Here is a 15571-nt window from a genome sequence, read left to right on the forward strand (position 1 = left end):
ACGGCTCTCACGTTTTTATGTTTCATTTTATTAGTTCAATTGTTTCCGTAACCTTTATACTATCTTTTACAGATTGAACAATCGTACAATTTTTCACTGCAAGCTGCAATGCTTTGTCCAACTGCTCTTCTGTAATGTTTTCCGCTTTAATTTTATAGTGCAAATGAACACTTTCAACTGGTTTGGATAAAGCTTCACTTCTACCAATTTCAGTTTCGATCGTAAACGTATCGTATGTAATACGTTTCTTTTCTAAAATTGTTCGAAAGACAATTGCACTACATCCTGCGATAGAAGAAACGAGTAATTGTAACGGTGAATACCCGTTTTCTTTTCCAATCGCTAATTGAGCGTACGATAAATCTGCCTTTATATCATCGTGTTTGATTGTTAGTTTCATTTGTTTTGTCCATCTCCACTTTCATCGGTTTCTGCTGTTTCTTACTCATATAATAATAATATATATAGCAGAAAATGATAAATGGAATACCGCAGTATAACGCCATTCTTTGTTCAGGAATAAACGCTAAACTAATAACAACGATGCTATTTGTAATTAAAGCTAAAATTGGAACAATCGGATATAGTGGTGTTCTATACTTTAAGTCCTCTAACTTTCCTCCGCCTTTTATATACTGACTTCTAAAGCGAAGTTGCGATAGAGCAATAATGATCCAACTTGAAACAGCCGATAAACCAGCTATCGATAATAAGTACATGTATACTGTATCTTCTGCAAGGAAACTTGTGAATAGGGATAATCCAGCTACCGCAATCGTTACGACTAGCGCTGTAATTGGAATACCACGTTTATTTACTTTCTTGAAAGAAGTTGGTGCCATTCCTTCATTTGCAAGTGACCATAATATACGTGTCGCTGCATATAATCCAGAGTTCGCTACAGATAATAACGCAGTAATAATAACGAAGTTCATAATATCAGCTGCATATGGAATACCGATTTTATCAAATACAACTACGAATGGACTTTCAATTACGCCTGCTTCCTTCCAAGAAATTAATCCTACTAAAATTGTCATTGTTAAAATGAAGAATAACATAATACGCCATACTGTATTACGGATCGCACGTGGAATTGTTTTTTCTGGATTTTCACTTTCTCCCGCTGCAATTCCGATTAACTCTGTTCCTTGGAACGAGAAGTTAACTGTAATCATTGTAAGTAATACGGCAGCTAGTCCATTTGGGAAAAGTCCACCATCGCTTACAAAGTTAGAGAAAAGAGGTGCTGCTTCTTTTCCGTCATACGATATAAATCCTAATAATGCACTACCACCAAGAACAACAAATGCAAGGATTGTAATTACTTTAATACTAGAAAACCAAAATTCTAATTCGGCATAACTTTTTGCCGAAATTGCGTTTGAAGCATATAAAATAACGCCGAATACAAGGCACCATACCCAAACATCAACATTTGGAAACCATCTTTTCATCATTAAACCGATTGACGTTAATTCTAGTCCTACTGTTACTGCCCAGCCAAGCCAGTATAACCAGCCAATCATAAAGCCCGTTCCTGGTCCAATAAACTTCGTTGCATACTTTTGGAAAGATCCCGAAACCGGCATTGCTACCGTTAACTCTCCAAGACAAAGCATTGTTAAATACATAATAAATCCGCCTACTAAATATGAAAGGATGGCTCCCCCTGGTCCAGCCTGATTAATAGTGTAACCTGAGCCTAAGAAAAAACCAGTTCCGATTACACCACCTAGTGCGATCATAAATAAATGTCTACTCTTCATCGTACGATGTAATTTCTCATTCGTTGGTTGCTGCATCTAAATCCTCCCCCTACCATACCCCTATGTCTTGTTAAAATTTTCTGATAATAAAAATATACACGAAAGCGATTACATTTTCTATATAAAATTAAAACTTTTCTGATAAAATAATATAAAAAATCTAATTATTGCAAGATTTAGATTCTATTTAGAGGAAAATAAGGATAAACAAGGAAAAAACCCTTACATATATTGTAAGAGTCAACGAAGTTCTAACCTTCTCGATAAAATTGATAAACTATAATTTACGATAAAATACATACAAGCAACTACTATAAACGTCGGAATCATATAATTTACATTTTGCCCGCTAATAATTTGAGCATTATGAATAAGCTCTGGTAGTGATATAACGACTGCTAGCGCTGTATCTTTCAGCAATGAAATAAACTGACTGACAAGTGGCGGGACCATTCTTCTTAATGCTTGTGGCAAAATAATATGCCACAGCGCTTGAACATACGTTAATCCGGAAGACCTCGCTGCTTCGATTTGCCCTTTTTCGATAGATAATAGACCACTTCGAACAATTTCAGATATCATTGCAGCTTCAAATATTGTTAAAGCAACAATTGTAGCTGTTATAATTTCTAATTTCAAGCCTGCTTCTGGAAGTGCAAAATACGTGAAAAATATAATTAACAGTAGTGGTAAGTTTCGAATCACTTCAACGATAATTCCTAATATTTGTGAGACGACAGGTATTTTCGTGTAGCGCAATATTCCTATTACACTACCGATAATAAAGCTAAGTACAATTGCTACGAGCGCTACCTCTAACGTTATAAGTAATCCTTTTAATAAAAATAGAATATGATCCCCTGTAATTGCTCCCTTAAAATCCATTTACACCGCCTCCTTTGCCAAGCGTTTTTCTAAATAACGCACTAGCATACTGAGCGGAATTGTTAATATTAAATAAAACATCCCGACAAATATATAAACATCAAACGTAACAAACGTCTTCGTTGAAATTAAATCTCCTTGATACATTAAATCAGTACCAGCGATAATTCCGAGTATGGAAGAGTTTTTTACTAAATTGAGAAATTGATTTCCTAGAGGAGGAATTACGATTTTCATCGCTTGAGGTAAGACAACATAATACATCGCCTGTACATACGTTAACCCTGAAGACCTTGCTGCTTCCATCTGACCTTTCGCGACTGATAGAATACCAGCGCGAATGACTTCCGCAATAAAAGCTGCCGTATATACCGTAAGCGTAACTGTTCCTGCTACAAAACCATTTAAAGTAATTCCTATTACAGGTAAAGCGAAATAAAATATAAATGCAATTAATACGAGTGGAATATTTCTTACAAACTCTACAAAAGCTGATCCTACCCAATTTAAAATACGAATCGGTGCAATACGCATTACCGCCAAAATTACTCCTAAAATAAAGCTTCCTATTAATGCAATTACACTAGACATAACTGTATACTTAAAGCCTTCTAAATACATATCAATGTTATTCGTTAGTATAGAAAAATCAGGCACATATTCTCCCCTCTTTCTTTACAAGAAGAGGATGAGCATCCCTCATCCTCTCACTCTTATTATTTATTCCAATTAGTGTCACTTTATTTTTCTTGTTTTTGACCGATCCATTTTTCATATAATTTATCGTATTCTCCATTAGCTTTCATATCTTTTAATAAACTATTAATCTCTTTTGTTAAATCCTCTGCACCCTTCTGCACTGCAATTCCGTACGGTTCATCCGTAAAAATTTTCCCTACAACTTCATAATTAGAATCTTGTTTTGCCATTCCGTAAAGAATTGCATTATCTGTCGTTAAAACATCACCTTTCCCCGCTTTTAACGCTGTAAATGCCTCACTATAATTTTCAAATTCTAATACAGTCGCTTCTGGTGACTTTTGACGAATGTTATTTGTAGATGTTGAGCCTTTTACAGCTAATACTTTCACACCTTGTTTTATATCATCAATACTCTTAATATTGCTTCCTTTTTTCACAAGTAACGATTGCCCTGCTTTAAAATATACATCTGAAAAATCAACTTCTTTTTTACGTTCTTCCGTAATTGTCATTGTTGCGATAATTGCATCAATATCACCATTTTTCAGTAGTGGAATACGTGTTTTAGATGTTACTTCTTTCAACTCTAGTTTCTTTTCGTCCCCAAGAATTTTTTTCGCAAGTGCCTTCGCGATATCAACATCGAATCCTTCTACTTGCCCTGTTGAAGGATTTTTTAATCCAAATAAATTCGTATCATTCTTCACCCCAACTACTAATTTCCCTCGTTTCTTAATTTGCTCAACAGCCCCGCCTTGCTTCGTATTTGTTTCCTTTGCCTCATCTTTTTTACTTCCGCATCCAGCAACAACAAGCACGAATAAACATGAAAATACGATTAAAGTAAATAACTTTTTCATTTTAAGCATGAAATTCCTCCTCTAATGATTTAGCACCCGACTTAAAAATAAACGAGCTCTTTCTTGTTCAGGATTTGCAAAAAATTGTGCCGGTGTTGTATCTTCAATAATTTGACCATCATCCATAAATAAAATCCGATCTGCTACTTCTCGTGCAAATCCCATTTCATGCGTGACAACGACCATTGTCATCCCTTCTTTAGCTAGCGTTTTCATAACATCAAGTACTTCCCCGATCATCTCTGGATCAAGAGCAGACGTAGGCTCATCGAACAGCATAATTTCCGGCTGCATCGCAAGTCCTCTAGCAATTGCTACCCTTTGCTGTTGTCCTCCGGATAATTGATGCGGATATACATTAGCCTTCTCCGGGATTCCTACTTTCTCTAAATAAAACATTGCTGTTTTCTCTGCTTCTTCTTTGGAAACTTTATTTACTTTAATCGGTGCTAGTGTAATATTTTGCAGAACTGTTTTATGTGGGTATAAATAAAAATGTTGAAAGACCATCCCAATATTTCGCCGCAATTCATTCATGTCCGTTTTTTTATTGTGTACCTCTGTATTTTGTACAATTAATTCTCCATCTGTAATTGCCTCTAATTGATTTATACATCGAAGTAATGTACTTTTTCCTGATCCTGAAGGCCCGACAACTACTACCACTTCGCCTTTTTTCACTTGCACATTAATATTTTTCAAAACTTGAAAGTTACCATAATATTTATTTACATTACGAAATTCTATCAACATACTCCCCCCTTCCCCTAACAACGCATGTACATTCTTTTTATATTCAAAAATAGGCAAAAAAATAACTTTCAGCTTCAATTTGTCCATAAAAAAAGAGCAAAGATCGCTCCCTTTGCTCCTTCATTTCTATCCTATTAAGATACTTCTTCTTTCTTATCTTTCCCGTACTCATGCTCCCAGAAATCAGCATTTTTAATTCCTAATTCCTGCGGATCAAATACTGGATCTTTCCCTTCTTTTTTCTGCTTTTCATAGTCTTTTAATGCGATCAATGCTGGTTTTTGTAGTAGTAAAATCGCGATAATGTTAACCCATGCCATAATCCCTACACCAATGTCACCTAAAGCCCATGCTGTTGCAGCTGTTTTTACACAACCATAGAATACGACTCCTAAGAATACAAATTTTAGTACGATGGACATCCAAGGACGGTCTTTATCACGATTTAAGTATGCAATATTCGTTTCTGCAATGTAGTAATACGCCATAATTGTTGTAAACGCGAAGAATAGTAAAGAGATTGCAACGAAGCCATTTCCAAATCCAGGGAAAACGGATTCTACTGCTGCCTGTGTATAACCAGGACCCGGCTGTGCACCATTTAATTTATTGACGATAAAGTTTTTTCCGCTTGCATCAAATACGTTATACATGCCTGTAATAATCATCATAAATGCTGTTGCTGAACAAACAAATAATGTATCAATGTAAACGGAAAATGCTTGCACTAAACCTTGCTTAGCTGGATGTGATACTTCAGCTGCAGCTGCTGCGTGTGGTCCAGTTCCTTGTCCTGCTTCATTGGAATAAATACCACGTTTTACCCCCCAAGAAATTGCTAAACCGATAATACCACCGAAAGCAGCTTCTAATGCAAATGCACTTCTTATAATTAACATAAATGCTTCTGGCAATTTTTCAATATTCATAGCAACAATGACGCAAGCTACTAAAATATAACCAAGCGCCATAAATGGCACTACAACTTGCGCTACGTTAACAATTCGCTTAACTCCACCAAAAATAATAAGCGCTAATGCCGCTACTAATACCGCTCCAGATACAGAAGTATTAATACCGAAAGCTGTTTCCAAACTTACAGCAATACTATTTGCTTGTACACCTGGTAATAAAAGTCCTGTTGCAAGAATTGTTGCTGCAACGAATACTAATGCATACCATTTAACCCCTAACCCTTTTTCAATGTAATAAGCTGGACCACCACGGAATTGCCCTTGATGCTTCGTCTTATATATTTGTGCAAGTGTCGATTCTACATAAGCAGAACCTGCTCCTAGAAAAGCTACCGCCCACATCCAAAAGACAGCTCCTGGACCACCAAATGCAACAGCCGTTGCAACACCCGCAATATTTCCTGTTCCAACGCGCCCTGATAAAGAAAGTGCTAACGCCTGGAACGAAGAAACACCAGCATCCGATTTTTCTCCTTGAAATGTAAGCTTCACCATTTCTCCTACATGCCTTACTTGTAAAAACCTCGTTCGAATGGAAAAATATAAACCTGCTCCTAAACATAAATAAACAAGTGCTGGACTCCAAACAATATTATTGATCCAACTTACGATAGCTTCCAACATTCCCCCTCCTCTTTTATAAAGAATATTCAGAATATATATAAAATTATAAGTGTATACCGAATCTATAACAATATTATTTTAATAAAGTAAACATATTTTTGTATAAAAAAACAAAGTATATATTTATTTTATATACTTTGTTTTAACATGAATGTATTATATATTCACAATCGATTCTCTTTTTATAATTCTTTCATAGAGTTGTTCAGCTAGTTCCCTGAAATGATCTGGCATATCTTTCCCTTTAAATTTCTTTTGGAGCGTGCCGTACAAACCTATATCACGTAAACGTAAAAATAACGGTAACGATTCATACCAACTATCCGCCAGCCTATGTTCATATTCGTATCCTTTTCTTAACACTTGTAACTGTTTACGAGCGAATGTCGTCTTCTCCTCCACTGTCCACGGTGTAAAAAGAACAGAGTAATAAAGGACCATTGCCAAATCATGAATGAAATAATTATAGGCCGCATCATCAAAATCAAAGATTGTTAACTCATTTCCATCATAATGAAAATTGCCTGGATGAATATCACCATGCATAAGTCCGAATGTTTCTCTTTCAATTGGAAGAGCCTTTATTTCCTCCATTAATACAGCAGCAATCTCTTTCACTTTCTCATCTTCTAATTCATTAACAATACTACTTTCATCCTCTTCCCACGTATCACGGTAGTCTGTTTTAGGGTAATTCATTGTAAGACGGTGCAATTGTCCAATCGCTTTTCCCCACGCTTCAAAGTAAGCATTTCCCCAATAAGGCGATTCTTCTCCTTTTACTTGCTCACCTTTTGCGTATGTAAATAAAGACACGAAAAAGAACGTTCCATCCTCTGCTACGATTTCTTCTACGAGATTTCGAGACGTTGAATAAAGAGGTCCTGCTACCTTTGCCCCGTTCTCCGCAACATATCGTAAAAAATCTAGTTCAGCCTCTACCTCTTGTTTAGAGCGATGAGAAGAATGTGTTAAACGTAATACGTAATCTTCATCATTATCACCCTTCGCCTTAAAAATATAATTCTCAAAATCTCCAAGTGGATTTTCTTCCACTGTTACATGAAATTCCCTTGCCGCTCTTGCTAAAATTTCCTTTGTAAAAACACGTTCAACCGTTATTTCCATATGTATCCCTCCTATATATCTTCTTAATTCGACACAAATGTGAGAAGTACTGCTATGAAATTGAATAATGCACAAAAGACAATGTAACGTAACTTTCAACCCTCTTTTTTAAAAAAATAATTCAAGCATAAATTTCTCACAAACGACAAAAATTAACAGAAACAATTGCACTTTAAAAGAGGTGGAAATTATGACAGAGAAAAAAGAACAACAAGAGAGTAAAAAACAAAAGCATATGTTTCCATCACTTCCGGAGAACATTAATTACATTGAAAACAAACTTTCCCATTCAGATGATATAAAAAAATTAGATATCCCTTTTCAAAACGGAAAAGGAACGATTATATATATCGAATCTTTAGCAGATCCAAATTTAATTCATCAATTGGCTCTTGAGCCTTTATTAACACGGTCAGATTTAAATTTAGATAAAGCTTTTTCTACATTAAATATGAAAAAAGAAACGAATTTAAATTACGGGGTGCAGCTTTTATTACAAGGAAAATCATTATATTTCCATGAGCAAGTCGAAAGCTTTTGTATTTTTGAAACAGCTCTATCTTTAAAAAGAGATATAACAGAGCCTGATAATGAAGGTATTGTACGTGGACCGCATACTGGTTTTGTAGAAGATTTAGCAACGAATTTAGCCTCTATTCGTAAACTCATTAAGAGTCCAAATGTAGTTGTTAAATATTTTACACTCGGTGAAGAAATGCACACGAAAGTAGCTATTGCTTATATTCAAAATATAGCTAATGATGATCTCGTTACTGAAGTAAAAAGAAGGCTAGAAACTATTAAAACCGATTCCCTTATGGCACCAGGTTATATACAAGAATTTATAGAAGATAATTCTTTCTCGCCATTTCCACAACAATTAAATACAGAGCGGCCAGATAGAACTGTCGCTAATTTAATGGAGGGCCGAGTTGCTATTTTATCTGACGGAGATCCAACAGCTCTTATCGTTCCTGTTACGTTATTCGCTTTCTATCAATCACCAGATGACTATAATAACCGCTGGATTGTTGGTTCTTTCGTCCGAATGATTCGCCTAGTGAGCTTTTTAATTGCATTTCTCCTACCAGCTATATATATCGCAACCGTCGCTTTTCATCCTGATGTGTTGCCACTCGAGCTCGTTTATACAATTAAGGCTTCATTAGAAAAAGTACCTCTCCCTCCCATTTTTGAGGCTCTCTTAATGGAATTGATTTTCGAACTATTACGGGAAGCTGGTATTCGCTTGCCAAGCCGAGTTGGACAAACAATCGGTATTGTAGGTGGTTTAGTAATTGGTGATGCGATTGTAAAAGCCGGACTCGTTTCTTACACAATGATTATCGTTGTAGCTTTAACTGCAATCTCATCTTTTCTCGTTCCATCAAATGATATGAGTTCAGCAGTTCGAATTCTTCGTTTTCCGTTAATGCTTCTTGCTGCCATATTCGGATATGTAGGAATATCATTCGGTCTAATTATAACTTTCGTTCACTTATGTCAGCTTCATTCGTTTCATACACCATATCTTTCTCCTGTTGCCCCGATGCGGATCAAAGATATGAAAGATTCTTTTGTAAGACTTCCAATTTGGTCATTTTGGGAACGACCACATGATCCAAAACCGAAAAAAACGCAACGACAACATGTAACGAGAGAGGATGAGGACGGTGACAAACACGCAAAGTAAAATTTCACTTGTTCAATTTACCTTTTTCGTTATTCAATGCCAAATTGGGGTCGGTATACTTTCTTTACCAAATCGTCTTCACCCGATAGCGAAAGGTGGCGGATGGATTTCTGCTCTCATCGCTGGGCTTGCGATTCAACTTATCATTTTACTTATGTGGTTTTTATTAAGAAGATTTCCTGATGCAACTATGTATGAAATTTCTTCTATAATGTTTGATAATAAATTCGGAAAACTATTAGGTTTTTCATATGTTCTTTATTTTACTCTTATCGGTATGACAGTTATGTTAAATGCTTGTAATGTCATTAAAGTATGGGTTTTGCAAGCAACCCCTTGGTCTGCAATTCTCATCCTATTTACAATAGCTTGCTGCTATGTAGCCTATAATACATTTAAAGTAATTGTAAGATTTTATGTCATGGCTTCTATTCTCATTTTGCCCATGGCTCTTTTAATTGCACTAGGGTTTTCACGAGCTGATTTTTCTTATATTTTTCCCATTACAGAAGCTGGATGGTGGAATATTATTCAAGCATCAAAGGAAACCATTACAGCTATGTATGGTTTTGAAATTATTCTGATCGCTTTTCCAAAAGTAAATGGGAATCCTGTTGCACGGCTAAAGGCCATTTCTATCGCTAATGGATTTGTAACTCTTTTTTACACTTTTACCGTTTGGATTTGCTTTATCGTATTTAGTCCAAAACAAGTTGAGCTTATTCCAGAACCAGTTGCTTACTTATTGCGCTCTCTCCATATTGGGATTATAGATCGAACAGACCTAATTTTCATTCCAATTTGGATGATAACTGTTGTAGCCTCCATTGCTAGTTATTATTGTGCTGCTTCAATAGGAATTGGACATATATTCAATCTTGCTAATCATAAAAAAGCTGTTCCAATCGTTGGTATTATTGCTTTTAGTGTAGCCTTATTTATAGATACACCTGAGGAGCTTAAAGTACTTGCTACATTTACTGATAAATTCACCTATATTTTTATAGTAATTCTACCTTTTTTATTTCTTCTCTATTCCTTATTCAGAAATAAGAAAGGAGCTCCATATGCACAAAAAAACAATTAAATTATGTAGCATATTGTGCGCTAGCTCACTTCTTTCTGGTTGTTGGGATCAAGAACCTTTAAGAGATGCGAGATTAGCTTATAGTATTGGCTTTGATATTACAGAAGAAAATAAACTGCAGCAAACCATTGAGCTCGTAAAGAGTTCGAGTGGGGATCAATCTTCATTTAAAAATGAAGTACATTCAGCAACTGGCTATAACATACGTGATACAAGTGATTCTTTGAGAAAAAACGTTACTGGTAATATTCGTTATTTCAAATATGGAGTAGAACTATTGGGAACGAAAATCCAAAAGAAAGGCATACTCCCTTATTTAGACGTTGGATTTAGAGACCCAACAAATCCAACCGCATTAGTAAAACTTATATCAGTAGATGGGGAAACGGATAAAATACTTGCCCAAAAGAAGGTAGGAAATTTATTAATTGGAGACTTTTTAAAGAAAAAAGTACAGAGTTTAGAAGACATGAGTATATTTCCAGAGGAAACTTTAGAAACGGCCGCTACAAAAATGTTAGATCCCGGAAAAGATTTCACCCTCCCATCTATAAAGCTAAAAGGAAAAGAAGTTGTAACCAATGGGATAGCTCTATTTAACAAGGATAAATTAACTGGACTTTTACCTTTACGCCAATCAGTACTCTTCGTATTACTAACTGATAAAATGGGGAAAAGCGCTCGCATAACCCAAAAACTTACAAATAACGATTCATCTAGTACATCTGACTATCTTACAATTGAAGTAAGTAATCGAAAGTTAAAACGAGACTTAAAAATAACAACAGATAAAAAAGGAAATGTTTATGCTCATATTAAGCTCCAACTAAAAGTTATAGCGCTTGAAGCTCCGAGAGATAATCTTTACAAAATGGATGAAAGAAAAAAACTAAATAAAGAATTGTCTAAACAACTTACGAAAGAAGCTAAAAAGATAACGAAAAAGTTACAAAAAGCAAACTGTGATGCTTTCGGTATCGGCAGACACCTTATCGCCTATCACCCTGACTTATGGAAGAAGAAAAATTGGAATAAAGATTATGCAAAAGTAAAATTCAAACCTGAGGTAGAGGTAAACATTTTGTACAGTGGTGTCCTAAAATAAAAAGGTTGTATGCCCATGCGGCATACAACCTTTTTATTTCGTATATCGATACACAATTGACTCATATGGTCTTAAGTTAAGCTTTGCAATATCCTTGCTGGCATCTTTATAATTCGACAGTAGTACTTCTTGTTTCATTCCATCTAATTGAACGTGCGCTGGTACAGAGTACGTTATTTCTTCTCCATAGAAGTTATTTATAACAAGTAGTACTTCACTTTCTGTAGTACGAGTATATGCCCAAATCTTAGGATGATTTTTATCTAAGATAGCATATTCTCCTTCTGTAATTACATCATACGTTTTTCTAAGTTCTATTAATTTTTTATAATGATAAAATACAGACTCTTTATCTTCTAATGCCTTCTCTACGTTTATTTCTTTAAAGTTTTCAGCCGCTGAAATCCAAGGTGTACTTGTTGTAAAACCACTGTTCATCTCTTCATTCCACTGCATTGGAGTGCGAGAGTTGTCACGAGATTTTTGCTTTAAAATCCCTATAATCTCTTCTTTTGATAGCCCTTCTTTTAGCTTTATATCGTATATATTTAACGATTCCACATCACGATATTGCTCGATGGACTCAAATTTAGGATTCGTCATACCGATTTCTTCCCCTTGATAAATATAAGGCGTTCCTTGCAGCATGTGCATGGCTGTCGCTAACATTTTTGCAGATTCGTTTCGGTACTTTCCATCATCACCAAAGCGTGACACGATGCGAGGCTGGTCATGATTACACCAAAATAAAGCATTCCATCCTCCGCCCTTTTGCATTTCAATTTGCCAGTTAGACATAATCTCTTTTAATTTAATAAAATCAAACTCTGCTTTTGTCCACTTATCACCATTCGGATAATCTACTTTTAAATGATGGAAACTAAACGTCATGCTTAGTTCATTGCGCTCAGGGTTAGAATATTTAATACAATTATCAATTGTCGTAGATGACATTTCTCCAACTGTAATTACATCTTTTCCTTCAAAAACATTTCGGTTCATCTCTTGTAAATATTCATGAACACGCGGACCATCTGTATAATACTTGCGTCCATCACTTGTCGCAGTACGACCTTCATCGTTTAAGAAGCATTGGTCTTTTGAAATTAAGTTAATGACATCTAATCGAAATCCTGTTACCCCTTTATCCAGCCAAAAACGCATCATATCATATACTTCTTCACGAAGTTTTTCATTTTCCCAATTTAAATCAGCTTGTGTTTCATCAAATAAATGTAAATAATATTGCTCCGTCTTCTCATCATATTTCCAAGCAGATCCACCAAACTTAGACTGCCAATTATTTTTTTCATTACGCCAAATATAGTAATTACGATATGGACTATTTTTATCTTCCTTCGCTTCTTTAAACCACTTATGTTCAGTCGAACTATGATTTACAACAATATCAAGCATAATCTCAATGTTACGTACTTTCGATTCTGCTAAAAGTTCTTCAAACTCTTCCATCGTTCCGTAAGATGGATCAATGCTGTAGTAATCACTTACATCATATCCATTATCATTTTGTGGTGATTGGTATATCGGTGTTAACCATATATAATCCACTCCGAGTTCTTTTAAATAATCTAGTTTCTCTGTAACTCCTTTTATATCCCCGGTTTCTCTATTGTAATAACTATTAAAGCTCTTCGGATAAATTTGATAGACTACACTTTTATGCCAATCCTTCATGTTTAACTTCCTCCTACTTCTGTTTGACTCTTTTTGCAAATAACCATGTTAAAGTAAATGGGATTACAACTGCAATAATCATTCCGACAATAAACATTGGAATCGATTTCGGAATGATAGAAATAAATGCTGGTAATCCGCCAATTCCGATAGCAGGTGCTAATACACCATTTAACGTAATAAATATAGCTGCAATAGCCGATCCAATAATCGCTGCATAGAACGGGAACTTATTTCGTAAATTCACACCAAACATCGCTGGTTCTGTAATACCGAAGTATGCTGAAATGGCTGATGTCGATGCCATACTTTTATCATTTTGATTTTTAGAAATCCAGAACATCGCAAGTGCCGCACTACCTTGCGCAATGTTAGAAAGAGCGATCATCGGCCAAATAAATGTACCTCCATGCTGTGCAATCAATTGTAAATCAATTGCAATAAACATATGATGCATACCTGTAATTACGAGCGGTGCATATAATGCTCCAAATAATACTGCTCCAACTACTGGTACTGTTTCATATACACCTACTAATCCTACTGTTAATAAATCTCCGATATGACGTGTAACCGGACCGATAATTCCTAATGCTAACACACCTGTCACAACGATTGTTGTAATTGGTACAACTAATAATTGAATTGCATTTGGTACATGTTTCTTTAAGAAAATTTCCACTTTACTTAATACAAATGCTGCTACTAAAACAGGTAAAATTTGTCCTTGATATCCTACCTTCTCAATTTGGAACAGTCCTAAAATATTGAAGTACTCAATCTTTTGACCCTCTAAACCAGTCGCTGCTTTTCCATAGTCCCAAGCGTTTAATAAGGCCGGGTGTACAAGCATTAATCCCATAACAATCCCTAGTATTGGACTACCACCAAAACGCTTCGTTGCTGACCACCCGACAAGTGCTGGTAAGAATACGAATGCTGTATTGGCCATCATATTAATTAAATCCCAAAGCCCGCCTAAGTTCGGATAAACATCTAATAAATTTTTCCCATCAAAAAATAAGTCCTTTGCCCCTAATAGATTGTTAATACCCATTAGTAAACCAGCTGTTACGATCGCTGGTAGTATCGGCATAAATACATCCGAAAATATTTTTACAAACTTTTGAGCTGGATTTAACTTCTGATTTCCAGAGTCTTTTACGTCAGCTACAGTCGATTCTTTCATACCTGCAAGCGTTATCAATTCAGCGTAAACACGATCTACATCCCCTGGACCAATTACAACTTGAAATATACCAGCGTTATGAAACGCTCCTTTCACTAATGAAACAGACTGTAATTTATCATTATCTATTTTACTTTCATCTTTTAAAGCGATACGGAGCCTCGTCACACAATGTGCAGCTTGTTCAATATTGTCTTTCCCACCAATATACTGCAACACTTCCTCTGCTGTTTTACGATAGTCTTTCCCCATATTCCCGTCCCTCTTTTCTTTTTTTGATACCGTTTACAATTACATATTAACTCGTATATATAAGTTAGTCAACACTCGTATATACGAGTTTGTGTTTTTTTATAAAAAAAGAGATGAAACAATATTTTGTTCCACCTCTTTACTTCCTGCGTGCCACATCCGAAAAGTGAAAAATATCTAAACGGTGGCGTGATTCTGTATATTCAAACTGACTTCCATCATACAAATGTGTAAAGTTTTTCACAACGACAACATAGTCTGTTCCATTTAAATCTAAATACTTTCTGTCATCCTCTGTACATGGCTGTACTTCAATTACCCTCTGCGAATAACTAATGTGTAGCCCAAGCTCTTTCTCGATGTATTTATAAATCGATGCAGTTGCAATTTCTTTCGTTAATCCTGGAATAAACTCAGATACGAAATGATTTATATCTAAAATTACTTTTTCTCCATCAATATTTCGTACACGTTTAATATGGTCAATCTCTGTTTTTTCTTTTACATTTAATAATTTCGCAATTTCTTTTGTGGCTTTTTCTTTGCCCATTTCCACAACTTCTGTAATACAATGACGTCCTAAACGTTCATTTTCTTCTTGGAAACTTACAATACCGCCAAAATTAAATTCAATATTTTTTCGCTTTAAAACAAAAACACCTTTTCCATGAATTTTTTGCACATATCCACGCTCTTGCAGTAAATCTACCGCTTTTCTTACCGTTCCTCGGCTTGCCTCATACTGCTTCATTAATTCTGTTTCTGATGGGATTTTGCATCCCTCTTTTAATTGTTTATTATCAATAGATTTACTGATTTCTGTATAAATTTGTTCATACTTACTCATCATCTACA

14 protein-coding genes are annotated in these 15571 nt (G+C 35.3%); 3 read left to right on the forward strand and 11 right to left on the reverse strand.

Translation table 11 applies throughout. The features are described from left to right. Window positions 1–22: 22 nt before the first annotated feature. The 8 genes from ACTJJY_RS13580 to ACTJJY_RS13615 form a co-directional block, all read right to left on the reverse strand. Window positions 23–400: an OsmC family protein gene (locus tag ACTJJY_RS13580; RefSeq protein ID WP_000778853.1), complete on the reverse strand. Its 378-nt coding sequence runs from the start codon at window positions 398–400 to the stop codon at window positions 23–25. Further along, entirely contained in the window at window positions 375–1805 is a 1431-nt protein-coding gene (locus ACTJJY_RS13585) for an amino acid permease (RefSeq protein WP_001187093.1), read from the reverse strand. The genes ACTJJY_RS13580 and ACTJJY_RS13585 overlap by 26 nt, the downstream gene beginning before the upstream one ends. A 204-nt stretch (window positions 1806–2009) precedes the next feature. Next, on the reverse strand, window positions 2010–2654 hold the full coding sequence (locus tag ACTJJY_RS13590) for an amino acid ABC transporter permease (RefSeq protein ID WP_000345978.1): 645 nt from the start codon (window positions 2652–2654) through the stop codon (window positions 2010–2012). Then, window positions 2655–3311 (reverse strand): amino acid ABC transporter permease, encoded by a 657-nt coding sequence (locus tag ACTJJY_RS13595; RefSeq protein WP_001112682.1) that lies wholly within the window; start codon window positions 3309–3311, stop codon window positions 2655–2657. It abuts the gene before it with no gap. An 83-nt stretch (window positions 3312–3394) separates the two neighbouring features. Next, window positions 3395–4225: a glutamine ABC transporter substrate-binding protein GlnH gene (gene glnH, locus ACTJJY_RS13600; protein WP_025118055.1), complete on the reverse strand. Its 831-nt coding sequence runs from the start codon at window positions 4223–4225 to the stop codon at window positions 3395–3397. A gap of 12 nt (window positions 4226–4237) precedes the next feature. Then, on the reverse strand, window positions 4238–4966 hold the full coding sequence (locus ACTJJY_RS13605) for an amino acid ABC transporter ATP-binding protein (RefSeq protein ID WP_002162934.1): 729 nt from the start codon (window positions 4964–4966) through the stop codon (window positions 4238–4240). A 137-nt stretch (window positions 4967–5103) separates the two neighbouring features. Then, window positions 5104–6564, reverse strand: a complete 1461-nt coding sequence (locus ACTJJY_RS13610; RefSeq protein WP_440605721.1) for an alanine/glycine:cation symporter family protein — start codon at window positions 6562–6564, stop codon at window positions 5104–5106. Between the two features lie 159 nt (window positions 6565–6723). Next, complete coding sequence (locus tag ACTJJY_RS13615; protein WP_440605722.1) at window positions 6724–7695, reverse strand: phosphotransferase enzyme family protein; 972 nt, start codon at window positions 7693–7695, stop codon at window positions 6724–6726. Between the two features lie 190 nt (window positions 7696–7885). Here ACTJJY_RS13615 and gerKA point away from each other — a divergent pair, with 190 nt between their 5' ends. The 3 genes from gerKA to ACTJJY_RS13630 are packed head-to-tail and all read left to right on the forward strand — an operon-like array spanning window position 7886 to window position 11580. Then, on the forward strand, window positions 7886–9388 hold the full coding sequence (gene gerKA, locus ACTJJY_RS13620; protein WP_440605723.1) for a spore germination protein GerKA: 1503 nt from the start codon (window positions 7886–7888) through the stop codon (window positions 9386–9388). After that, window positions 9369–10475 (forward strand): GerAB/ArcD/ProY family transporter, encoded by a 1107-nt coding sequence (locus ACTJJY_RS13625; protein ID WP_440605724.1) that lies wholly within the window; start codon window positions 9369–9371, stop codon window positions 10473–10475. Before gerKA ends, ACTJJY_RS13625 begins: the two co-directional genes overlap by 20 nt. Further along, window positions 10456–11580, forward strand: a complete 1125-nt coding sequence (locus tag ACTJJY_RS13630; RefSeq protein ID WP_095691421.1) for a Ger(x)C family spore germination protein — start codon at window positions 10456–10458, stop codon at window positions 11578–11580. The genes ACTJJY_RS13625 and ACTJJY_RS13630 overlap by 20 nt, the downstream gene beginning before the upstream one ends. A 33-nt stretch (window positions 11581–11613) precedes the next feature. On the opposite strand, the gene treC is transcribed toward ACTJJY_RS13630, so the two are convergent. The 3 genes from treC to treR all read right to left on the reverse strand — a co-directional run bounded on the left by treC (window position 11614) and on the right by treR (window position 15566). Beyond that, a complete protein-coding gene (treC, locus tag ACTJJY_RS13635) occupies window positions 11614–13275 on the reverse strand; it encodes an alpha,alpha-phosphotrehalase (protein ID WP_440605725.1) in 1662 nt (553 codons plus the stop codon). A 13-nt stretch (window positions 13276–13288) separates the two neighbouring features. Continuing rightward, a complete protein-coding gene (treP, locus tag ACTJJY_RS13640; protein WP_153592687.1) occupies window positions 13289–14716 on the reverse strand; it encodes a PTS system trehalose-specific EIIBC component in 1428 nt (475 codons plus the stop codon). A gap of 139 nt (window positions 14717–14855) precedes the next feature. Next, window positions 14856–15566, reverse strand: a complete 711-nt coding sequence (gene treR / locus ACTJJY_RS13645; protein ID WP_053565260.1) for a trehalose operon repressor — start codon at window positions 15564–15566, stop codon at window positions 14856–14858. Window positions 15567–15571: the final 5 nt, after the last annotated feature.

This window comes from Bacillus sp. 22475 (assembly GCF_052044835.1).
Classification (GTDB): domain Bacteria; phylum Bacillota; class Bacilli; order Bacillales; family Bacillaceae_G; genus Bacillus_A; species Bacillus_A cereus.

Bases quoted from the DNA above. Each gene is read 5' to 3' on its own strand.
- ACTJJY_RS13580 (WP_000778853.1), bottom strand. From the start codon at position 400: ATGAAACTAACAATCAAACACGATGATATAAAGGCAGATTTATCGTAC.
- ACTJJY_RS13585 (WP_001187093.1), bottom strand. From the start codon at position 1,805: ATGCAGCAACCAACGAATGAGAAATTACATCGTACGATGAAGAGTAGA.
- ACTJJY_RS13590 (WP_000345978.1), bottom strand. From the start codon at position 2,654: ATGGATTTTAAGGGAGCAATTACAGGGGATCATATTCTATTTTTATTA.
- glnH (WP_025118055.1), bottom strand. From the start codon at position 4,225: ATGCTTAAAATGAAAAAGTTATTTACTTTAATCGTATTTTCATGTTTA.
- ACTJJY_RS13615 (WP_440605722.1), bottom strand. From the start codon at position 7,695: ATGGAAATAACGGTTGAACGTGTTTTTACAAAGGAAATTTTAGCAAGA.
- gerKA (WP_440605723.1), top strand. From the start codon at position 7,886: ATGACAGAGAAAAAAGAACAACAAGAGAGTAAAAAACAAAAGCATATG.
- ACTJJY_RS13630 (WP_095691421.1), top strand. From the start codon at position 10,456: ATGCACAAAAAAACAATTAAATTATGTAGCATATTGTGCGCTAGCTCA.
- treC (WP_440605725.1), bottom strand. From the start codon at position 13,275: ATGAAGGATTGGCATAAAAGTGTAGTCTATCAAATTTATCCGAAGAGC.
- treP (WP_153592687.1), bottom strand. From the start codon at position 14,716: ATGGGGAAAGACTATCGTAAAACAGCAGAGGAAGTGTTGCAGTATATT.
- treR (WP_053565260.1), bottom strand. From the start codon at position 15,566: ATGATGAGTAAGTATGAACAAATTTATACAGAAATCAGTAAATCTATT.